The sequence below is a fragment of the Microcoleus sp. MON1_C1 genome, assembly GCF_036701945.1.
Taxonomy (GTDB): domain Bacteria; phylum Cyanobacteriota; class Cyanobacteriia; order Cyanobacteriales; family Microcoleaceae; genus Microcoleus.
Window position 1 is genome coordinate 99892 of the sequence record NZ_JAUBRO010000022.1, and the last position, 20634, is coordinate 120525.

18 protein-coding genes are annotated in these 20634 nt (G+C 47.8%); 10 read left to right on the forward strand and 8 right to left on the reverse strand.

All coding sequences use genetic code 11. The annotated features are described in order from the left end of the window. The coding region (locus tag QUA62_RS14610) for a hypothetical protein (protein WP_333404925.1) at window positions 1-3288 on the forward strand (3288 nt) is incomplete at its 5' end. A 106-nt stretch (window positions 3289-3394) separates the two neighbouring features. Here the strand turns inward: QUA62_RS14610 and QUA62_RS14615 are convergent. The 4 genes from QUA62_RS14615 to QUA62_RS14630 all read right to left on the reverse strand — a co-directional run bounded on the left by QUA62_RS14615 (window position 3395) and on the right by QUA62_RS14630 (window position 7825). Continuing rightward, on the reverse strand, window positions 3395-4093 hold the full coding sequence (locus tag QUA62_RS14615; protein ID WP_333404927.1) for a haloacid dehalogenase type II: 699 nt from the start codon (window positions 4091-4093) through the stop codon (window positions 3395-3397). Between the two features lie 14 nt (window positions 4094-4107). Beyond that, window positions 4108-5064 (reverse strand): GDSL-type esterase/lipase family protein, encoded by a 957-nt coding sequence (locus QUA62_RS14620; RefSeq protein ID WP_333404929.1) that lies wholly within the window; start codon window positions 5062-5064, stop codon window positions 4108-4110. 149 nt (window positions 5065-5213) lie between these two features. Continuing rightward, window positions 5214-6509 (reverse strand): TldD/PmbA family protein, encoded by a 1296-nt coding sequence (locus tag QUA62_RS14625; RefSeq protein ID WP_333404931.1) that lies wholly within the window; start codon window positions 6507-6509, stop codon window positions 5214-5216. Window positions 6510-6964: 455 nt separating this feature from the next. After that, window positions 6965-7825 carry a Tab2/Atab2 family RNA-binding protein gene (locus tag QUA62_RS14630; protein ID WP_333404933.1) on the reverse strand — a complete coding sequence of 287 codons (861 nt, stop codon included), beginning with the start codon at window positions 7823-7825 and terminating at the stop codon, window positions 6965-6967. A gap of 271 nt (window positions 7826-8096) precedes the next feature. Between QUA62_RS14630 and QUA62_RS14635 the strand changes: the two genes are divergently transcribed. The 3 genes from QUA62_RS14635 (at window position 8097) to QUA62_RS14645 (ending at window position 10989) form a co-directional block, all read left to right on the forward strand. Beyond that, the gene (locus QUA62_RS14635) at window positions 8097-8882 is read left to right on the forward strand and encodes a nucleotidyltransferase domain-containing protein (protein WP_333404935.1); all 786 of its coding nucleotides are present in this window, start codon (window positions 8097-8099) and stop codon (window positions 8880-8882) included. A gap of 62 nt (window positions 8883-8944) precedes the next feature. Beyond that, window positions 8945-9667 (forward strand): pyridoxine 5'-phosphate synthase, encoded by a 723-nt coding sequence (locus QUA62_RS14640; protein ID WP_333217274.1) that lies wholly within the window; start codon window positions 8945-8947, stop codon window positions 9665-9667. Between the two features lie 575 nt (window positions 9668-10242). Continuing rightward, window positions 10243-10989, forward strand: a complete 747-nt coding sequence (locus tag QUA62_RS14645; protein ID WP_333404937.1) for a hypothetical protein — start codon at window positions 10243-10245, stop codon at window positions 10987-10989. A gap of 89 nt (window positions 10990-11078) precedes the next feature. Here the strand turns inward: QUA62_RS14645 and QUA62_RS14650 are convergent, their stop codons facing one another. Then, a complete protein-coding gene (locus tag QUA62_RS14650) occupies window positions 11079-12101 on the reverse strand; it encodes a tetratricopeptide repeat protein (protein WP_333404939.1) in 1023 nt (340 codons plus the stop codon). A 349-nt stretch (window positions 12102-12450) separates the two neighbouring features. Continuing rightward, a complete protein-coding gene (locus tag QUA62_RS14655) occupies window positions 12451-12813 on the reverse strand; it encodes a hypothetical protein (RefSeq protein ID WP_006635303.1) in 363 nt (120 codons plus the stop codon). A gap of 396 nt (window positions 12814-13209) precedes the next feature. Here QUA62_RS14655 and deoC point away from each other — a divergent pair, with 396 nt between their 5' ends. The 6 genes from deoC to QUA62_RS14685 all read left to right on the forward strand — a co-directional run bounded on the left by deoC (window position 13210) and on the right by QUA62_RS14685 (window position 19629). Continuing rightward, complete coding sequence (gene deoC / locus QUA62_RS14660; RefSeq protein ID WP_333289011.1) at window positions 13210-13890, forward strand: deoxyribose-phosphate aldolase; 681 nt, start codon at window positions 13210-13212, stop codon at window positions 13888-13890. A 259-nt stretch (window positions 13891-14149) separates the two neighbouring features. Further along, the gene (gene recO, locus QUA62_RS14665; RefSeq protein ID WP_333404941.1) at window positions 14150-15025 is read left to right on the forward strand and encodes a DNA repair protein RecO; all 876 of its coding nucleotides are present in this window, start codon (window positions 14150-14152) and stop codon (window positions 15023-15025) included. 231 nt (window positions 15026-15256) lie between these two features. Continuing rightward, window positions 15257-16828, forward strand: a complete 1572-nt coding sequence (locus tag QUA62_RS14670; RefSeq protein WP_333404943.1) for an MFS transporter — start codon at window positions 15257-15259, stop codon at window positions 16826-16828. 26 nt (window positions 16829-16854) lie between these two features. Next, complete coding sequence (locus tag QUA62_RS14675) at window positions 16855-18081, forward strand: glycosyltransferase family 4 protein (protein ID WP_333404945.1); 1227 nt, start codon at window positions 16855-16857, stop codon at window positions 18079-18081. Between the two features lie 90 nt (window positions 18082-18171). Continuing rightward, on the forward strand, window positions 18172-18600 hold the full coding sequence (locus QUA62_RS14680) for an NUDIX hydrolase (protein WP_333217268.1): 429 nt from the start codon (window positions 18172-18174) through the stop codon (window positions 18598-18600). A gap of 111 nt (window positions 18601-18711) precedes the next feature. Then, window positions 18712-19629 (forward strand): NAD(P)H-dependent glycerol-3-phosphate dehydrogenase, encoded by a 918-nt coding sequence (locus tag QUA62_RS14685; protein WP_333404947.1) that lies wholly within the window; start codon window positions 18712-18714, stop codon window positions 19627-19629. A gap of 261 nt (window positions 19630-19890) precedes the next feature. Here the strand turns inward: QUA62_RS14685 and QUA62_RS14690 are convergent, their stop codons facing one another. Both QUA62_RS14690 and QUA62_RS14695 read right to left on the reverse strand, forming a co-directional pair. Beyond that, on the reverse strand, window positions 19891-20076 hold the full coding sequence (locus QUA62_RS14690) for a hypothetical protein (protein WP_333404949.1): 186 nt from the start codon (window positions 20074-20076) through the stop codon (window positions 19891-19893). A gap of 127 nt (window positions 20077-20203) precedes the next feature. Then, window positions 20204-20509 (reverse strand): small RNA NsiR4-regulated ssr1528 family protein, encoded by a 306-nt coding sequence (locus QUA62_RS14695; protein WP_333404951.1) that lies wholly within the window; start codon window positions 20507-20509, stop codon window positions 20204-20206. Between the last annotated feature and the right edge of the window lie 125 nt (window positions 20510-20634).

Here is a 20634-nt window from a genome sequence, read left to right on the forward strand (position 1 = left end):
ACTCCGACAACTCCGACTCCGACAACTCCGACTCCGACAACTCCGACTCCGACTCCGACAACTCCGACTCCGACAACTCCGACAACTCCGACTCCGACTCCGACAACTCCGACAAGTCCGACTCCGACTCCGACAACTCCGACAACTCCGACTCCGACAAGTCCGACTCCGACTCCGACAACTCCGACAACTCCGACTCCGACAAGTCCGACTCCGACAAGTCCGACTCCGACAAGTCCGACTCCAACTGAGGGCGATGATTTCCTCGAAGGTAGCGCTCAAAACGACACCATCGACGGCCTCGGAGGTAAGGATTTAATCTTGGGTTATGCAGGAAATGACTCCCTCTCTGGCAGCGACGGAGATGACTACTTAAATGGCGACGAAGGTAACGACAGCCTAATTGGCGGCACAGGAAATGACATCTTAGAAGATAAATTCGGCAATAATTTGCTCTCCGGCGGCGACGGCGATGACGGAGTTTTCGGCGGAAACGGTGCCGATACCATCACAGGAGATGCCGGCGATGACTACTTAAATGGCGAGGAAGGTGACGACAGCCTAATTGGCGGCGCGGGAAATGACATCTTAGAAGATGAATTCGGCAATAATTTGCTCTCCGGCGGCGACGGCGATGACGGAGTTTTAGGCGGAAACGGTGCCGACACCATCACAGGAGATGCCGGCGATGACTACTTAGATGGCGACGAAGGTAACGACAGCCTAATTGGCGGCGCGGGAAATGACCTCCTAGACGATGAATTGGGCAATAATTTGCTCTCCGGCGGCGACGGCAATGACCAAGCTTTGGGCGGCAGCGGTGCCGACTCCCTCACAGGAGATGCCGGCGATGACTCTTTATTTGGCAACGAAGGCAATGACTCTATTTCTGGCGGTGTCGGCAGCGATATTGCAGATGGGGGTGACGGCAACGATACCCTAGAAGGCGGTGACGGCAATGACGCAGTTTTCGGCGGCGAAGATAACGACAGTATCAATGGCGGCCTTGGCAATGACGAACTCTATGGAGATCCGGGTAACGATACCCTAGAAGGCGGTGGCGGTGCCGATAGTCTCTTTGGCGGCATCGGCGATGACTTCTACGTGTTAAATGCTACTTCCGCAGGGGGCAGCATCATTGCTGACGACAACGGCACCGATAGTCTAACTCTCAATGGTCTCACGCTGGCGATCGGCTTGGCCGCCGGTACGGCAGGCGTGACGCGGGGTGGCGAGTTCAATACTGACTTGCAAATTGACCTCAACAAAGACGGGGTTTTTAACGCGACTGACGACTTGTTGATTCTTGACTTCTTCGCTGAACCAAATCTCGAACAAGGAGATAGTTTTATCGAACAAGTTGGCAATCTCTCAGGGGCCGATATTCTCAAGAGTTTCCCGCTGAAGGCGACTCCTGAAGATGATTTCCTTCCAGGTGGCAGTGGCGATGACAGCATTGACGGATTGGCCGGCAACGATGAGATTGACGGCAATCAAGGCAATGATTCGCTGTTCGGCAACGCTGGCAATGATGTGTTGAACGGCGACGAACTCCTTGTGATTAATGAGGCGGAGGGTGACGTAATTCTCGGTACGGGGATTGGCAATGACTATCTCGACGGCGGCGACGGCGACGACACCCTCGACGGCGGCGAAGGTAACGATACTCTGTTAGGCGCTGCCGGTGATGACAGCCTTTGGGGCGGTGAAGGTACTGACATTATCAATGGAGGAGATGGCAAAGATTCTCTGTACGGGGCTGAAGGGAATGACAGTTTGTTTGGCAGTGCCGGCAATGACTTTTTGTTCGGAAACGAAGACAATGACACTCTCGACGGCGGCGATGGAGATGATTCTCTAGTTGGCGGTGAAGGCAATGACAGCATTGTCGGCGGTGCCGGTATCGATACGGTGTCTTATGGTACTCTGCCGAGTCCTGTGAATATCAATCTCGCAGGGGGAAGTTCCACAGCCGAAGGTACTGATACTCTCACCGGTATCGAAGTTATCCTCGGTACAGCTTTCGCTGATACCATTGTCGGCAGCAGCAGCGACGAAAGCTTAATCGGTAACGGCGGTGCCGACATTCTCACCGGTGGCGGCGGCAACGATAGCTTTATCCTCGACCCCGCAACAGCCGCTGGTAGCAAAATTCAAGGCGCTGCCGGTACTGACAACCTCGTTCTCCCCGATACTACCTTAGCTTTATCTCTAACTCCCGGTTCAGTAGGAATCGGCCGCAGCGGTACTAGCTTAGTAGTAGACCTCAATAAAGACGGTCAAATAAACCTCGCTAACGACATCGAACTTCTCAATTTCTTTGATTCTGACAGTGGCAATGTTCCGGGTACTGGATTCATCGAAAATGTTGCAGGTACCTCGGGCAATACAATTCTCTCTCGCTTTGCCACCCCACCTATATTCAGACCCACACCCACACCCACACCAACACCAACTCCCACACCTCGCGGCCCCCAAATTTTAACGCCCAGCATTCCGATTCCGAATCCGAATACTACCGTTGATTCTAATTTCAATGGCGGGCAGCTTAGCGATTTGTTCTTCGGAACTCCGCAAGCTGACGCATTGGATGGTTTAGCTGGAAACGATACGATTTTCGGCTTAGATGGTGCTGATAATATTCTTGGCAATGACGGCGAAGATTCGCTATTGGGCAATGCTGGCACCGACTTTATCGATGCTGGGAATGGCAATGATATTGTTTACAGCGGTAAAGCTTCCGACGGCATCTTAGGTGGCGGCGGTAATGATTCGCTGTACGCAAATAAAGGCTTGGATGTTGTTTTGGGAGGAGACGGTAACGATATAATTTTTGGTGGAAAGGGCGATGATTCTCTCGGCGGCGATGCAGGAGATGACAGCATTTTCGGTCAGTTAGATAAGGATTTCTTGCTCGGCGGCAGCGGTAATGATGTTGTTAGCGGTGACGCTGGGGATGATACTTTAGCAGGTATCGATCCGAGTGCTATTAATCCGGGAATTGGGGAGTTTGATACTTTGACTGGCGGGGAAGGGAAAGACCGTTTCTTGCTGGGAGATAGTGAGAAAATCTACTACTCGGGTGACGGTAATGTTGTGATTAGTGACTTTAATTCTGCTGAAGATGCGATCGTGCTTTCTGGAATTAAGGACAGTTATTCGCTGTCGGTTTCGGGGAATGTTACTAGCATTTTCCTCAAAAAACCCGGTCAAGCTGACGATTTAATTGCGACGGTGCAAGGGGTGATGGATGTGAATCTCGATCGACCTTATTTCACTTTCATTTAGGATTTGAGGGATTTTTTAACCGCAGATGCACCCAGATTAACGCTGATGAATTAATCAGCGTTAATCTGTGGGACGGGCGTCCCGCCTGTCAGCTATCTGCGGTTGTTTACCCTATCATTTCCACCAATTTTTTTAAATCGGGTACTTCCAAGTCTGGCTGACCGCTGGCCGGCAGTGTCGCCCCAAATCCTGCTTTGTCGTGTCTGCGATTTACCCAAACCCTTGAGATTCCCATGGATGCGGCTGGTACAATGTCATGATAGATGCTCTGAGCAACGTGCAGGAGTTTGTCAGTAGAAATTCCCATTGTTTCTAGGGCTATTTCAAAGTTGCGAGTTGACGGTTTGTACGATCGCACTTGTTCCGCAGTAATCAACCAGTCGAATTCAACTTTTAAGTGTTTGGCTGTCTCAGCAAACAAGTCATCGTCTATATTGGAAATTACTGCCAGTTTGTATTTCTGCTTTAGTGCTTCCAAGGCTGCAACGGTATCGGGAAATGGTTGCCAATTTTTGACGGAATCAACCAAACAGTTTATTTCTGTTTCTGTCGGTGCAAAATTCAATTTTTTACCGAAATTTTTAACGGTTTCTTGCAAAATATCCCGGTATTTTATATAAGGATGATTCTTGTTTTCTAGTTCTGATTGAACCGCAGCAAAAAGCTCTAAAATGCCGTCATCGCTGAAATCAATTTCCCGATTTGACAGCAATTGTTTCAAGGCTGCCAATATCCCTCTTTCCCAATCTATCAGAGTACCGTAGCAGTCAAAACTCACAACTTCCAATTGATTGAATTCCAGCATACTTCGCTCCTAGTTTAGGGTTGATATTCAGCAAAGATTTCAATTTTTCCAACTATATTGCGATTAAATTCGACCAATTCTTCTGCGGGAATCCAATATTCTTGGTGACTAGAACTGCCCACAGTTTGTACGGGATATTTTTCCAAGAATTCTGCCGCCACTCGAAAGCAGGTAACATAGCCGAAATATCCCGATGCTGCATCTTTTGTATTCCAATCTCGCGCGATTTGTATGGCATAGGCTTTTTGAAGCACGGGATAAAAAGTAGGCTGAAAAGATAAGCGCGGCGGAAATTCCATAAAATCGCTTTCTTTAATCAGTTCCATTTCTTTTTTTCCGACTGCTCGGAACAGCGTTACTGTTTCTTGCTCTGATATATTGATATTTTTAAACCAAGCCTTCCAACCGCTCCAATTGTGAACTATTTTAGCCAATTCAGCGTAACCGGCGGCGCCGGGATGGGAGCCATCGTTTTCGGTAAGTTCTTTTTGCCAAATTTCCGATTTTTGCAGTGGGGTGCAAACATCTAGATAAGGCACGTTTAACTCGCTGCAAACTTGGGAAAACTGTTCGGATAAGTTGGCAATCCGGCTTGTGCGATCGGCATCGATAACTGGCGGTGGCCCTACCATTAATACTGGAAATATTTCTTTAGCTGACGTGAGAATAGCTCGGGCCTTTTCAATTGATTTGTCAACTTCTATGCGATTTTTTTCCTTTTCTAGGTAAGTGTCATTGACGCCAAAAGAAAATACGATTCTGCCGTCGCTGTAGTGAGGTAAGCGGCAAGAAACTTCGCTGAACCAACGAGTTTCTATATCGGCACTGGTTTCTCCCCTTATTCCTAAATTGTAGTAGGTAATATCGTGTCCTTGTCCGCAAGCGGCAGCGCAAATCCGTCCTGTCCAACCGAGACATTTTGGATCGCAAGTACCGTTTACAAAAGAATCGCCGATAAAACAAATACGCATATTATGTGTGGGAATTGGGAATTGATGACGGTTGACTGTTGACTGTTGACTGTTAACTGTTGACTGTTAACTGATGATTGATGATTACTAACAACTAACAACTGACAACTGACTACTAACAACTGCTAACTGCCAACTGCCAACTGCCTTTAATTCTTGCCGATGACGGACAATCCCTCTACAATTACAGACGGTGTGTGGCAAGAACCGTTCCACTCAGAGTCTCCTCCCAATTCTACTAATTGTTTGAGGACGCTGTAGACGTTGCCAGCTACCATTGTGTCTTTAATTCTGCCGACTATTTGACCTTTTTTGACTCGGTAGCCGAGATCGACATTAATTGAAAAATCGCCGGAAATTCCGGCACTGCCGCCAAGCATTTGATCGACTACAATTCCGTCGTCTAATTGAGCGATTAAATCGATTAGCGAAAGCGAACCTGGTTTAATCAAAACATTGAACAAACTCGGTGTCGGATAGCTGCCTAAACCCGGGCGAAATCCGTTGCCGGTGGTGCCGCTACCCAAGGCTCGACCGGTGGTGCGATCGGTATAAAATAGCTGCAACACTCCGCTGTTGATAAAGACGATCGCCCGAGTGGGAGTACCTTCGTCGTCAAAAGGACAGCTATAGGGCCCGATATCCGGCTGCTGCGAGAGGGTGACAAGCGGCGATGTCACTTGTTGGCCTAATCGATCGTTCCAAGGCGAAGCGCCTTCGAGTACCTGTTTGCCGTTCAACGCCGCACACACAGTCCCCCACAGTAAATCGGCTGCTTTGGCTGTAAATAGCACCGGCACGCGGCCCGTGGGGGGGGCTACATTGTCTTTCGCCCATTCCAAACGCTGCAAAACTCGCCTGGCGCTGGTATTTAAGTCGAGGGTGCCGCGTTCGGTTTCGCCTTCCCAAATGTTGAGGAAATCTTCTCCCCGCACTAATTCTGCTGATAAGTAACCGCTGAGAGTGGTGTCGGTGTGACTGGAATCCAAGCCTCTGGTGTTCAGCAAGCGGGTGCTCTCGATTTCGCAGTCGAGTTCGGCCGTGCAGAGGCTTTCTGGATAGGCTTCGCGGACGATCGCGATCGCCTCTTTTCCCCAGTTTACTAGCTGTTCGGCCGACACCGACACTCCGCCATCGGGATAAACAACTTTCTCACCGGTGCCGAGTTCGATGGTTTCCGGTTCGTTGAGTTGTGAAAGCGCGATCGCCCTGTCCACCAAAACTTGCAGTTCCACAGGCCCGTAGGCCACCGCCAAACCCGGTCGCCCATCCCGCCACAGCCGCAGTGCAATGCCTTCTGCTTGGGCGGTTTCTAGCTGTTTGAGGCGGTTTGCTTCAAAAAACACCGGCCTTGACAGCGATTGCGATTCCAATACCTCAGCAGCTTCTGCACCTGCTTTGGTGGCTAGTTCTAACAGTTGTTCTGCTGATTGCTGGTTGGTCATTGTTCTCGGTGGTTGGTAATGGGCGATCGGTAATACTATTTTCGATTTTCGATTTTCGATTTTCGATTAAAGAATTGGCAATAACTTACTGGGTATGGGTTTGGATCGCGGGCATACATTTAGATTCTTTGGGGAAACTGGTGGAATGCACCATCGCAAGATTGTACGCATTTGTGATTGTTTGCATCTTGCCAACCGCTTAGCGTCGATTTTAGCTTTTTGATTTTAGGTTTTAGATTTACTCCACAGATGAATCTGGGAACTTGAACTAGAATCTAAAATTTTGATATCTCCACCACAGGAGTACGTGGGACGGTATCTGTTTTTGGCTGCGGTCAGAAACCGACTTTTTTACTGCGATTCAGCTCTGAAAGCCGAGATTTTCCCTAAAAAAATCCGGTTGCTTAAATCTGATTGAGAATGCTGCCCGATATCAGTTATTGCCAAGCGAGCTACTAAATAGTTAGTTCGTGCAGCAGCCAAAATCCTGCAAAAGATTCCGAATCGGGGTTCGACTGAATTGCTAAGAAATGTACTTTTTTTGCTTGCTTTTTAGCGGCTTCAAATCCTTTCCCTTCTCTCTCAGTTGCTGCGTCTCTGAGATTAGCTAAAATCCAGCGATCGTTAGCTCCCGTATCTAATACCAGCCTAGCGGGTGGGCCGCTCTCAAATTTTAGAAAAGCCAACTCCAAGCCCGACATCCAACCTGCCAGGGCTGTTGCTCTCGACGAGTAGATAATTAGTCCCGGAATTTGCGTTTCTGGGGCGAGGCGTGTCATCGGCAGTCCGAAAGCTTCGCCAAATCCGATATCCCACTCGGACATTTCGTCAAAAGCTGCTAGTGGCAAACTCACAAACGCCCATTTTTCGCCGATTAAAGCATCCGGCAGCGCAACTGGCGTTTCGGGTACAAATTGAACGCTCGGGTTCACAACCGCTTGATAGCCCGGTTCGGCGGGATAAACGTCTTGCATCCGTTCTTCCAGCCACAGGCTGAGGGCGAGGGTGCGGCGGCTGCAGGCGGCGGCAATGTCCAAGTCCTCGCAGGCTTTGGTAATCATGTTCGCCATTTGGCGGCGGAAAAAGCGGATTTTTTCGGGCCGTTTCGGTGCTGCGGCGATCGCCTCTTTAATTGCACCCGCCAGCCACAGGGAATTCACGGTAGAACTGGAGCAGAATTGCGAGTAGCGAAACAGAGATTCGGCCTTGTCGCTTACATTCAGCGGGCTTTCGCAGATCAACACTTCCCATTTTTTTTTCTCTCGCTCGTCTAGGATTGGACGGCTGTAAAAGTCGAGTTCCCAAATAGTAGCCATGCCGCGCTGTTAAAAATTAATCCTTTCTCATGTTACCGGACAGCGGGCAAGTTTCTGATTCTGACAATATAAGGCTGATTTTCAATCGCGGGCGATCGCACTTTCCCAAAGATTGCCACTTTCCCTTGCAGCTTACCGTGTAATTTTTGGCAGCAGTGCACAACCGGAAGCATTAGCAAATCCTCGGACAACTGTAGCGGAGCAATCTCAACACGCGATCGTTTGTTAAACTTGTCCAAGCCAGGGAAAACAAACAGTATAGCTTGATTCCATGAGACAAATCATTCTCGAAAAGATTGTTTCTACCTTACAACCTTTAGATTTTGTTCTCGCTTTGTGGCAAGGAGGTTCAGCAGCCCACGGATACACCGACGAGTGGTCAGACCTCGATATTGCCGTTGTGGTTGAAGATAACTGCGTGGAAGAAACATTTGAGATTGTTGAAAAAGCCCTCGCCGAAATTGCCGACATCGAACTCAAATATCGAGTTCCCGAACCCGCTTGGCACGGTCAATCGCAGTGCTTCTGGCGGCTCAAAGAAACCCCGCCGTCTTTGCTAATTGATTTTGCCGTTTTTCGGCGCAGCAGCCGCAACGATTTTCTGGAAATAGAGAGACACGGACAAGTCCCGATCGCCTTTGACAAAGCTAATCTAGCTGTACCCCATCTTTTGGATAAAAACCATCATTTATCCCAAATGCAAACCCGATTCAACGAAATTAAAATTCGTTTCGATTTGCTGCAACCTCTGGTTAAAAAAGAGATTTATCGTGAACATTTAGTAGATGCGATCGGCAACTATCACAATTGGACGCTTCTCCCCTTAGTCGAACTGTTGGGCATGATTTACCGCCCGCACAGATACGACTTTGAACTAAAATATTTCACCCGAGATTTTCCGCCCCAAATAGTCGCTCGCATTGCACCACTTTTCTGCATTGCCAACCTTGAAGATTTGGCCGCCAAACAGCAAATCGCTGAAGCTTTTTTTGCAGAAAGTTTACCGCTTGCAGAAGCTAATTTTTACTTGGATAACACCCTAACACGAACGCAATAGGCTCAAGGTTTCGTACCGAAAGCGATTAACATAGTAGCATCAACCTTAAAGAGTAACATCCCATGACTAAACTCAGCGTTAACATCAACAGAATCGCCCTCCTCAGAAACTCTCGAAACATCGGTATCCCCAGCGTTACGGAAGCCGCAAAAACAGTAATTGCTGCCGGAGCTCATGGCGTTACAGTCCATCCCCGCCCCGACGAAAGGCACATCAAAGCTGCCGATGTTTACGAATTAGCTAAAATGCTAACCGTTGAGTTTAACATAGAAGGAAATCCGTTTCAGCCGCCATTTATGGATATAGTTTGCGACGTAAAACCGGCTCAGTGTACCTTAGTCCCGGACGCTCCAGACGTGCTAACATCGGATAGCGGTTGGAATATTCCCGAAAATCGCGATCGGCTCTTACCAATCATTGAAAAATTAAAAAACCACGGCATCAGAGTCAGCTTGTTTATGGACGCAGATGCTGCTCTCATGCCGCTAGCAAAAGAAGTTGGAGCAGATAGAGTAGAATTGTACACGGAACCCTACGCGACTGCTTTTCGCGAAGGTAGAGTAGAATTTGTTTTTCAACAATATGTCTTAGCAGCTCAAGCCGCTCAATCAGCAGGTTTGGGAGTGAATGCCGGACATGATTTAAATTTGCAAAACTTAGCTAAATTTTGCTCGATTCCTGATATACTAGAAGTATCGATCGGTCATGCTTTAATTGCGGAAGCCCTAGAAATGGGCTTGTCCAAAACAGTACAAGCTTATCTGCAAATTTTGGCAGGTTCGTAATAGGAATTAACCTCGTGGGGGAGGGCGGATTTGGCAGTAAGAAACTCGTTTGTATGAGAGTTTCTGACTAAATCTGCCCTAGAAAAATTCAGTATTAAAACTTACAAAAACAAGGGTTGCACGCGCTACAAATATGGTAATGTGCGGTTTGCAGCGCCCTACATAATTAGACGATCGTCAAAAATGAAGAACACTACGGGCTTTCACCCCGTGGGGGTGCTAGCCGTTTTATAGTAGCAAGGCAGAGCCCGAATCCCAGACACCGCATTTTTTGGGTGGGGGCATTTCTTTAGCAAGATCCTCGGAAAAAGCTTTAATTTTCCTCGACAAAATTACTAATATTCCGTGATGATATTATGCGTAAGGAGTATCATTAAAATGTCCCGACAAACTGAGGCTACTACTTAGCTCCCGCACTGCCAATTTGCTACCAGCAGGTTTTGTGCCAGTACGGGATATTTACGTGTATCCTAGATGCTCCTGTAGCCTCAGTGCGATCGCCCGATTTAATCCGGTGAAAACAGGCAAACACAAGTAACCATATACAACTCTTTACCCCCCTTCGGAAGTGCGACATGAAAAAACTAATTTTACTGACTGGAATGCTACTCATGATGACGGCAAAATCAGTATTTGCCAGCCCAGTAGCCCCCAAAATTGCGCCGAGCGAGCTCATGGCTGCCTCGGAAATTACAGAAACCCTTAACAAACCCGTTACCTCTGAATCCGTTTCCAACCTCGAACCCATCGAGCGAATGTCAACCTCGGAAATCCGAAAAACCATCAACCAACCCACCACTTATATTTTTGAAGGCGTCAAAGGGCGAGAACTCACTCTCTCCCTGTGGGCGGGACAACTGACAGCCGAACTGTACAGTCCCAACGGTGAAAATATGGGGGTTATTGAAAAATCAGACAATCAGTGGATTGGTCAGTTGCCAGAGTCCGGCATCTACCGCGTGCGAGTTACCCCGAAAGGTGAAACCACCAGCTTCGTACTCGGACGCGACTTTAACGCCAAGTGGACTTATAGGCCCGATCGCGCAATTCCCATAGCATTCAAGGAAAAACAAGCCACAATCAAACTCAAAATGTCCGGCTACCAAATCCAGCCCATCACGGTTCAAGGCAAGCAGGGGCAGACAATTAGGGTGACAGCTAACAAAAAAAATCTAGATCTGGCGATCGAATCTCCGTCGGGACAACTTCTGGATCAAGGCGAAGGTCAAACTTTTGCTCAACTCCCCGAGTCCGGAACCTACCGGGTAATCGTAGTTGCCAAGAGGCCGGTCAAGCCCTCAATCCGAGTTTCTCTGCAATAGCAAAGATTGCACAAATACTGTCGAGCGATCGAATTTGCGCCACCCAAAAAAACAGCTCCCCAATTGGGCGAGCTGTTTTTTGCGTAACATTAACCTTGGATCAGCGCTTCAAAACGTTCTTGTTTCCAAATGCAGCTTAAATCCGAGTCAGCTAAAGCTAGCTCTCGGTATAAATTAGGGATAAACTCAACAGCCCGCTGCAAATTGTCAAGGGCCAAATCAGCAAACCCCAGTAGCGCATAACAGCAAGCTTTATTGTAAAAAGCGTTAGCAAAATCAGGATTTATTTCTAAGACTGTTTCGTAGCAAGCAATCGCCTCAGAGTAGCAGCGTTTTCGCGCCAATTCCACACCCCGGTTGTACCAAATCAAATAATCTTCAAAGGGACGCTCAGATGTGGGAGTAAACTTGGCATTTCTCTGATTTAAACCTATTAATTTCTCCAAAGCAACTCTCCGTTCGCCCACCGCTTCGGCTCTGCCTGGTTGTAGAGCGATCGATCGGCTAAAACTAGCCACTGCTTGTTTGTAAAGTCCCATATAGTTCGCAGCTAGACCGCGATTGTACCAAGCCTTCGCGTCGTCAGGCTTAAACTCGATCGCCCGTTCAAAACTGTTGAGCGCCTGATAGTAAAGCTTGAGTTCCAACAAGGCATTACCTCGGTTGTACCACGCCCAAGCAGCCTCCGGGTGCAAAGTTAAAGAGCGATCGAAACTCAGAACCGCCTTCTCGTACAGCCCCATATCGATCAGCGTCAGTCCCCGGTTGTGCCAAATACTCGCCGAACACGGACTGAACTCCAGAGCCCGGTCAAAACTGTTGAGAGCCTCCAACCAGCGGCCCAACTTTCCTAAAGCAATAGCCCGGTTGTGCCAGCCAAAGCTCGCATTCGGCTCCACCGCCAAGGCCTCATCAAAACTCTTCAGCGCCTCTAAGTGCCGTTCTAATTTCCCCAGAGCCATACCTCGGCCGAACCAAGCCTTATAATGATCTGATTGCAACTTCAAAGCTCTGTTAAAGTTCGCCAGAGCACCATGATCATCGTTAGCTTCGAGGTGACGCGAACCCAGGTGGTAGTACCAAGCCGCTTCCAAGTTTTGAATTAAGTTCATAATATTTCGTATCTATCTTAAGGATGATTCTATCTCAAATCCTACTGGGAGTAAAACGGTAATTCCACTAAAAATCGGAAACTTTTGATACAGGGCGATCGCCCGTACAAACTACCCGTAACAACCTCAACAATTTGCGGTCGAAACTAACTATTTTCCTCTGCTAAAATGCTCTTTTATCTAACCGCACTCATCGTTTTTTAGAGCTGCTGCGAATTTTAACTCTACGTGAATCGCGCAACTCTAACCACCGCATCCCGAATTAGGTTTGCAGTTACACAAAGAGTCCTAGGGCGCCCCAAGTCTAACTGCAAATCTCATAGTGCGATCGAACTTCTGCTTGCCCTATTCAAGCAACCACAACCGCTGTTTTAGCATTCTCACTCAACAGCAACTGACCTGTTGCATCAATACTAAAATCTTTGCCCAGCACAAAACCCTTGCCCATCAACCGCTGGCAAACAACCAGCGCAGTAATCCGGCGAATTTCTTCCATCACGTCAGCAGGAATCAAATAACTCAAACTCCAGAGTACGGACTCGCAGTCATACCAAATCAAACGCTCAATACTGACAATCATCAAAGCCGCTACACTGTCAACAGACAGCCGCCCTCTGAGATCTGCAATCAAATCTTTACCAATTAAGCTATTGCGACTCATCATCGCTCTAGCCATCTTCCCAATTTCTTGTTCGAGTTCTAAATGATTCATGCTTGGCACTGGCTTTTATTTTTTTAAAGCACTACTAAAAGTAAAAACAGTAGCCGCTACCAGGCTCTGCCCTAGCGTAGCTGACGCAGGCTCTACCGCAACTCTTTTAACAAAGTATACCTAAAGAAAGATAAAAAATATATCTAAAGGGAGATACGAAAATATTTTTTTTAAATAAATCTGTAAACCAATTCCCACAAGAGTTTTTACGAGCAGCAATTTGAGTATTTATACTTATCAAGACCCCGAGTAAAGTCAATCGATTGAAGAATTGAAGAATTGGAGAAACTGACTTCACGGATGAATCCGGGGGGTTGTACCCAGGCTGCTTTTGGTCAAAAATGGGTAAATTCGATACATACTTAATAAAGTAGTTACTCCGGAGAAAAAACAGCAATGGCTGCAAACCAGGCAGACATCGATATTGCCCCCTTGATCGACTACGGCCTGATCGACCCCACCGCTACGCCAGAGCAAGTAGAATACTGTTGCCAACAAGCAGAGAGATTTGGCTTTGTCACAGTTTGCGTGTATCCCGCCTACGTCAGACAAGCAGTTGAGCTGCTGCACGGCAAACGTCCCAAAGTCTGTACAGTTATAGGTTTTCCCACCGGTGCTTCGACTTCAACGGTGAAAGTTTACGAAGCTCTAGAAGCAGCAGATAATGGAGCCGTAGAGTTAGATGTCTCCGTTAACTTAGGATTGTTGAAAGCTGGAAGAATCGACGAATTCCACCGGGAATTAGCCCAAATTTGCGAAGAAACTAATCTCACCATCAAAGCAATTATCGAAAGTTCGCTTCTTTCCGATCCCGAAAAACAATTAGCGGCTGAGATTTGTATGGAAGCTGGTGCCGCCTACATCAAAACCAACACTGGCTTTTTTGGCCCGGCGAAAGTTGACGATGTGCGACTGCTGAAGGAAGTTACGAAGGGACGGATTGGGATTAAAGCGGCCGGCGGGATTCGTACTCACGAACAAGCTCTAGATTTGGTAGTAGCTGGGGCAACTCGTTTGGGGACTTCTCGCGGCCCCGAATTACTCCGCCAGCGCGATAATTTAGATAAAAGTCATTAGTCATTAGTCATTAGTTATTAGTTATTAGCAATGGCTAATTGGTCATGGCTAATTGGGAATTGGTGCGGCCTTACGCACCCTACAACTAAAAGTTCTGCCTATTGGACTGTTTTTGCTACTGTCTAGTAACAATACTTCGGACAGTTTTTGATTGCCAACAGTAGAATGACTGTTCCAGGTCGATCGACCAACGAGGAAAATGAAACTGTCCGAAGTAATCTAGTAAATCTAAAATCTAAAATCTAAAATCTAAAATCGAGTGACTCGAACTTACAAAGCAACTGGAATCAATCTTAAGAGTGCACCGATCGGCGAATCCGATCGAGTGCTGACAGTTTTGACGCGGGAATTCGGCTTAATTCGAGCCGTAGCACCGGGTGTTCGCAAACAGCGATCGACCATTGGCGGTAGAAGCGAATTATTTGTTGTCAACGAATTGCTAATTGCCAAAGGCCGATCGCTCGACAAAATTACCCAAGCCGACACAGTACAATCCCATCCGGGTTTGAGCCGCAACCTGGGGAAACTCGCAGCCGCGCAATATCTGGCCGAATTGGCGATCGCCAGTGCCCTTTCCGACGAGCCCCAAGAAGAACTCTTTTTGTTGCTGGGCGAACATTTGAGCCGTTTGGAGCGTTTGTCCGATCGCACAGAAATCCAATCCGCCGCCGTGCTTGTCGCCCACCTCAGCCACGGCATTTTTCACTTGCTAGCTTTAGCCGGCCTCGCCCCCCAAGTCCAAGTTTGCTGCGCCACCAGACAGCCGCTCATCCCAAACTTCACCGATCCGAACTGGCAAACCGGGTTTAGTATACCCTCTGGGGGAACCTTCAGCTTGTCCGAACTAGCTAACTTAGAGGCAGAACTCTCTTCACAAACCGGTAGCTTGTACAAATCCGCCTCCCGTTCCCGCCAAATGAATAGCAGCAAACACTTGACAAATTTCGAGATTAATGCTAATGAATTAGCAGCGCTGCAACAGTTGGCTAGTCCAGAACTAGGAGAGGGGATTGCCGATCGAACAACATGGGTATCAGTAGAAAATATTTTGCGACAATATGCCCAGTATCATTTAGGTTGCATGATTCGCTCGGGAAGCTCGATCGACACCTACCTAGAGAGTTTTGAGTTTTAAATTTTGAGTGTTGAGTTAAATAGGTGAACGGGCGATCGTACATCGCACCCCCAGCCTGCCGGATACCCGAACCAGCCGGCCATTTCAGGTAAATTCTCAAGGTTGTTGCGACATCAGATAATAGATAGAGATAAAGTTACGAGATTATTAATAAACTTAGGGGTTAACACCTCAATTTGAAATTCCCGTCCCCCCAACCTCCACCATCCCAGGCGATCCCCCCCAAATCCTATGATGCGACTGTCCGATTCTGATTTGACAATATCTGTTTTAGCTGTGACCCACCACAAAATGGAAGAACGAGAAAATTTTCCCGATTTTCGCTCCGATCCCGTCTTGGCCGATCGACAATGGAGCAACGTCGAACACCCAGAAATGGATAAATCTCCCACAACTCCCGAAACAGACTCCAGCAACGGCAAAAGCCAACAACCCGAAGCAATCCCCCCGGTTCCCACACCAGAGCCAGCAGCAGAACTCTCCGAAGCAGTAGCCGAAACTCCCGAAAAAGAAACAGGATTTCTGCCAGTGCTCAAAAACCCAAATTTTCTAGCATTGTGGAGCGGGCAAGTTTTTTCCCAACTAGCAGATAAAGTTTATCTCGTACTGACGATCGCCCTCGTGGCCAGCCGCTTTCAAGCGCCAGATCAAACCATCAGCAGGTGGGTATCAGCAATCATGATCGCCTTTACCATTCCCGCAGTGCTGTTCGGGGCTGCCGCAGGCGTGTATGTCGATCGCTGGTCGAAAAAAGCAGTGCTCGTAGCCACAAACCTGCTGCGGGGAGGCTTTGTTTTAACCTTGCCCGTGCTGCTGTGGCTCTCTGACGGGTGGGAACTCGGTCAACTGCCGCTCGGATTCTGCTTGCTGCTGCTAGTAACATTCCTAGTCTCGACCCTAACTCAATTTTTCGCCCCAGCAGAACAGTCAGTGATTCCCCTAATTGTGGAACGCCGCCATCTGCTATCGGCAAATTCCCTCTACACCACAACCATGATGGGGTCGGTGATTATTGGCTTCGCAGTCGGAGAACCCTTACTAGCTTTAGCCGACACCTTATTTTCCAACCTCGGCGGCGGACTGGGAATCGGCAAAGAATTAGTAGTAGGCGGAAGTTACGCCTTCGCCGGAGTGCTGTTGCTGTCGATGAAAACAGGCGAAAAAAACGATGCCGAACACGAAGCGCCACACCCCCTAGCAGATTTGCAAGACGGCCTGCGTTACATCAACGATCAACCGAAAGTCCGCAATGCTTTAATTCAACTAATTATTCTGTTTTCCATTTTTGCAGCCTTGGCAGTTCTAGCAGTTCGGCTGGCAGAAATCCTCCCCGGTATGAAAGCATCACAATTTGGCTTTTTGCTGGCTGCGGTGGGCGTTGGCATGGCTACTGGGGCGGCGACAGTGGGCTATCTCGGCCATAAATTGTCTCACTCCCAACTGAGTTTAATCGGATCGATCGGCATGGCACTTGCTCTGATGGGCCTTTCTGCATTTACACACCATTTGTGGCTCTCGGTGCTGTTCATTACCATGTTGGGTTTATTTGCCTCATTGGTGGGAGTGCCGATGCAGACTACTATTCAAGCAGAAACCCCAGAAGAAATGCGGGGAAAAGTCTTCGGGCTGCAAAACAATGCCACTAATATCGCTTTGAGTTTACCCTTGGCTTTGGCCGGGGTAGCCGAAACATTTCTGGGTTTGCCCACAGTATTTTTGGCTTTAGCAGGATTAGCGATCGCTGGCGGTGTCTTAACCTGGTATATTTCCCGTAGCAGTAATAGCAAAGTCGATCGAAGCTAAAAAATAACAAACTCTGATTTACTCGAATGCACATCGCTTGGCTAGGAAAAAAATCACCTTTTTGCGGTAACGTCACTTACTCCAGGGAAGTCACCAACGCACTACTAGACCGGGGATACCAGGTCAGTTTCCTGCACTTCGCCCAAGAAGCGGGCCCGCTGGACAGGAACAATACGGGGTGGAACATGGCAAATGGTTCATGGGGAAAGGGAATTGCTCAAACCTCATTTACCAATTCGCTATCGCCCGCTAGTTGCAACGAAGTCTCTTTACCCTGTCACTACAAGTCGCAAATTTATACGATTCCCACTCTCAAGTCCCGCACAGTGCTGATGAAATCTCTGCGGCGGCTGAAACCCGATGTGGTTCACGCTTCCCTGACGCTTTCGCCTTTAGACTTTCTGCTGCCGGAAATTTGTCAAGAATTGAATTTGCCTCTGGTGGCGACTTTTCACCCGCCGTTCGATCGCAAATTGCGGAATTTGACATCGGGAACCCAACACCTGATGTATCAACTTTACGCTCCGTTTTTGGCGAACTACGACTCGACGATCGTATTTTCTTACATTCAGCGGGATATTTTGGTGCGCTTGGGAGTGCCGGAAGAACGGGTGGCAGTGATTCCCAACGGCGTGGATGCTGTTAAATATTCTCCAGGGCCTTCGGGGTTGAAGTCGGAATTAAAAGCCGATCGAATTTTTGTTTACCAAGGCCGCATTGCCCAGGAGAAAAATGTCGAGGCTTTGCTCAAGGCATGGAAACAGTGCAATTTTGGCCCTGGGAACGTATTGGCGATCGTAGGCGACGGGCCCCTAGCCGCCTCGCTGCAACTGTTTTACGGCGAAGATGATGGCATTGTGTGGCTCGGATTTGTTGCCGAGGAGGAACGCCGGATCGAAATTCTGCGGGGTGCCGACGTATTTATTTTGCCTTCTTTGGTGGAGGGACTGTCGCTGTCGCTGCTGGAAGCCATGGCCTGCGGTTTAGCTTGTTTGGCAACGGATGCGGGTGCTGACGGCGAGGCCTTGGAGGAAGGCGCGGGGATAGTTTTGAACACTCAGCGGGTACGGAGTCAGTTGCAAACTTTGCTGCCGCTGTTTTGCGATCATCCTGAGTTGGGAATGCTGCTTGGTCAAAAAGCACGCCAACGGGCGCTCGACCGCTACACTCTCAGTCAGAATATTACTGAGTTGGAAAAGCTGTACTCTGAGGTTTTGCAAAAGCAGCGGGTGCCACTTCGCGGTTTAGCATGATTCAACAGGAAGAAGGAACTCCGAACCAGTTGAAATTAATCCGTGTATCCGTGTCAAAATTCGTGTCGTGCCTTGCTTCTTCCTTTACAAATGACTTACCGAAATCCTGCTCCTACAGTTGATATTATCATCGAGTTAGCCGATCGCCCCCATCGGCCGATCATACTCATCGAACGCCGCAATATTCCCTACGGCTGGGCACTTCCCGGCGGTTTTGTCGATTACGGGGAAGCGGTAGAAACGGCGGCAAAACGCGAAGCTTTAGAAGAAACAAGCTTGAATGTAGAATTAATTGAGCAATTTTACGTTTATTCCGACCCCAATCGCGACGCCCGCGAACACACTATCAGTATTGTATTTTTGGCTTCTGCAACGGGCGAACCTCAAGCCGCCGACGATGCTAAAAATTTACAGATTTTTGAATCTTGGCAGATTCCCCAGCAATTATGTTTCGATCACGATCGCATTTTGCGCGATTATTGGCGTTACCGTCATTATGGATTGCGGCCGCGTTTGTAGGTTGAGGATTTTTTAACCGCAGATGCACCCGGATTAACGCAGGTTGATTGCTATGATTTATCTGTGATTTATCTGTGTTAATCTGCGGTTAAATTCATTAAACTAAATTCTATGCCAATCTTGACAATATTAGGCGGAGGTGCTTGGGGTTCGGCACTGGCAAATCTGGGAGGCAAAAAAGGATCTCGAGTTAATTTGTGGTCGCGCAGCAGTTCTTTTAATCTAGAATCAGTTATAACAGGTGCGGATGTTGTTGTTTCGGCAGTTTCGATGAAAGGAGTTGGAGCAACAGTCGATCGACTTTTGGCTTTAGAGTTAAGTCCGAGTACAATTATAGTTACTGTCACCAAAGGTTTAGACCCCGCGAGTACGCGCACTCCGTCTCAAATTTGGCAAAATGCGTTTCCTAACAATTCAATTGTGGTACTTTCCGGCCCCAATCTTTCGGAAGAAGTTCAGCAGGGATTGCCGGCTGCAACGGTAGCGGCGAGTTCGGATTTAGCTGCGGCCAAACAAGTCCAAAATATATACAGTTCCGATATTTTTCGGGTTTATGTGAATGAAGACCCGCTGGGGACTGAGTTAGGTGGAACTTTGAAAAATGTATTTGCGATTGCCGCGGGTGTTTGCGACGGTTTACAATTAGGAACTAATGCTAAATCTGCTTTGCTGACTCGCGCTTTGCCGGAAATGATTCGGGTGGGAATTCGTTTGGGAGCTCGCGCAGAAACTTTTTACGGTTTGTCTGGTTTGGGAGATTTGCTCGCTACTTGCAACAGTCCTTTATCGCGCAATTATCGGGTTGGTTTCGGATTAGCTAAAGGCAAATCTTTGGAGCAAATTTTGTACGAATTGCAGAGCACTGCTGAGGGTGTTAATACTACTAATGTGTTGATTGATTTGGCTAATCAACGCGGCATTGAAGTGCCTGTTTCTCGTCAAGTTTATCGCTTATTAAATGGTGAAATTACTCCTGAACAAGCTGTTTTATCGCTGATGGAACGAGCTTTGAAACCGGAGATTTTATAACCTCTACCACTAGATAGGTAAGGACTTAAGCAAAGCCTAAGTCCCTACCCGTAGCTGAAGTTTCAAGAAGTGGTGTCACCAGTTGCTAGTTATGAATTAAGAGTTGTAAGCGACATTGGTTGAGCGGTCAGATTGATGTTTTGAGCGCTCGGTAGAGAAAGAGTTTAAGGGATTGAAGATGAGTTGTGAATCCAAAACTCTTTAACTCATAGCTGCTACTTAACTCATAACTCATAACTTGCAGAGCTAGTTGAACCAGCTTTACATCTTGCCTTGCTGCATTACCTGTTGAAGGTGCTGCCGAATTTCCTGCGCGTGCTCCATGTCAGCTTGCTGCAATTTTTGAAACAGTTCAGCACAAGGCTGAGAACCCATTTCCTGAGCATCTTTCATGTAAGTTTCGTAGGCTTTCAAAGCTTCAGACTTGTTTTGTAAAATTGTTAACAAATCATACTCGAGGTTGCTGAGGACTGTACTACCGTTAGTATTCCTACACTGACCCTCTGCTAGGATTTGTCCCAATTTTGACCGATTTGGGGATGGCTGTTCATCTGTCTAAAAGGGTAGATAATTTTTACTTGCCGCCGTAATAAAAAGCAACTTCTTTATCTTTCAGCGGTGCGAAGTCAGCAGCAACGAGCATTTTATCGAGTTCGTTTTGAGGCAGATGTTTGACACCGATTCGGACAATGCGCGATCGCATTGTATTTGACACGCCACTGCGCTGTCTGCCGGCTTCTAATCCCATCACTTGCTTGTAGAGGTCTAATTTTGCTTGCGGAATCGGAGTACCGTCAAAGTCGATCCCAGAGGCGATCGCAACATCGATCGCCTCTGCACCAGTTGTAGATTGAGCCGCTGAGTTTGTTTCTGAAGACATTGTGCTATTAAACCGAAGTTTGTTGTGGAAGCATTTTATCAGATCACTAGACCTCTTGCAAAAGTCCCCAATAAGGGCAATAGTGAGGTGATTGAGAGGAAAAACTGATGAGTTACGAACAAGTG

What these genes read in the sequence shown, in the direction of transcription:
- QUA62_RS14675 (WP_333404945.1), top strand. Translation starts at nt 16,855, where the DNA reads ATGCACATCGCTTGGCTAGGAAAAAAATCACCTTTTTGCGGTAACGTC.
- QUA62_RS14615 (WP_333404927.1), bottom strand. Translation starts at nt 4,093, where the DNA reads ATGCTGGAATTCAATCAATTGGAAGTTGTGAGTTTTGACTGCTACGGT.
- QUA62_RS14695 (WP_333404951.1), bottom strand. Translation starts at nt 20,509, where the DNA reads ATGTCTTCAGAAACAAACTCAGCGGCTCAATCTACAACTGGTGCAGAG.
- QUA62_RS14625 (WP_333404931.1), bottom strand. Translation starts at nt 6,509, where the DNA reads ATGACCAACCAGCAATCAGCAGAACAACTGTTAGAACTAGCCACCAAA.
- QUA62_RS14620 (WP_333404929.1), bottom strand. Translation starts at nt 5,064, where the DNA reads ATGCGTATTTGTTTTATCGGCGATTCTTTTGTAAACGGTACTTGCGAT.
- QUA62_RS14640 (WP_333217274.1), top strand. Translation starts at nt 8,945, where the DNA reads ATGACTAAACTCAGCGTTAACATCAACAGAATCGCCCTCCTCAGAAAC.
- QUA62_RS14650 (WP_333404939.1), bottom strand. Translation starts at nt 12,101, where the DNA reads ATGAACTTAATTCAAAACTTGGAAGCGGCTTGGTACTACCACCTGGGT.
- QUA62_RS14655 (WP_006635303.1), bottom strand. Translation starts at nt 12,813, where the DNA reads ATGAATCATTTAGAACTCGAACAAGAAATTGGGAAGATGGCTAGAGCG.
- deoC (WP_333289011.1), top strand. Translation starts at nt 13,210, where the DNA reads ATGGCTGCAAACCAGGCAGACATCGATATTGCCCCCTTGATCGACTAC.
- QUA62_RS14670 (WP_333404943.1), top strand. Translation starts at nt 15,257, where the DNA reads ATGATGCGACTGTCCGATTCTGATTTGACAATATCTGTTTTAGCTGTG.
- QUA62_RS14645 (WP_333404937.1), top strand. Translation starts at nt 10,243, where the DNA reads ATGAAAAAACTAATTTTACTGACTGGAATGCTACTCATGATGACGGCA.
- QUA62_RS14635 (WP_333404935.1), top strand. Translation starts at nt 8,097, where the DNA reads ATGAGACAAATCATTCTCGAAAAGATTGTTTCTACCTTACAACCTTTA.
- QUA62_RS14630 (WP_333404933.1), bottom strand. Translation starts at nt 7,825, where the DNA reads ATGGCTACTATTTGGGAACTCGACTTTTACAGCCGTCCAATCCTAGAC.
- QUA62_RS14685 (WP_333404947.1), top strand. Translation starts at nt 18,712, where the DNA reads ATGCCAATCTTGACAATATTAGGCGGAGGTGCTTGGGGTTCGGCACTG.
- QUA62_RS14680 (WP_333217268.1), top strand. Translation starts at nt 18,172, where the DNA reads ATGACTTACCGAAATCCTGCTCCTACAGTTGATATTATCATCGAGTTA.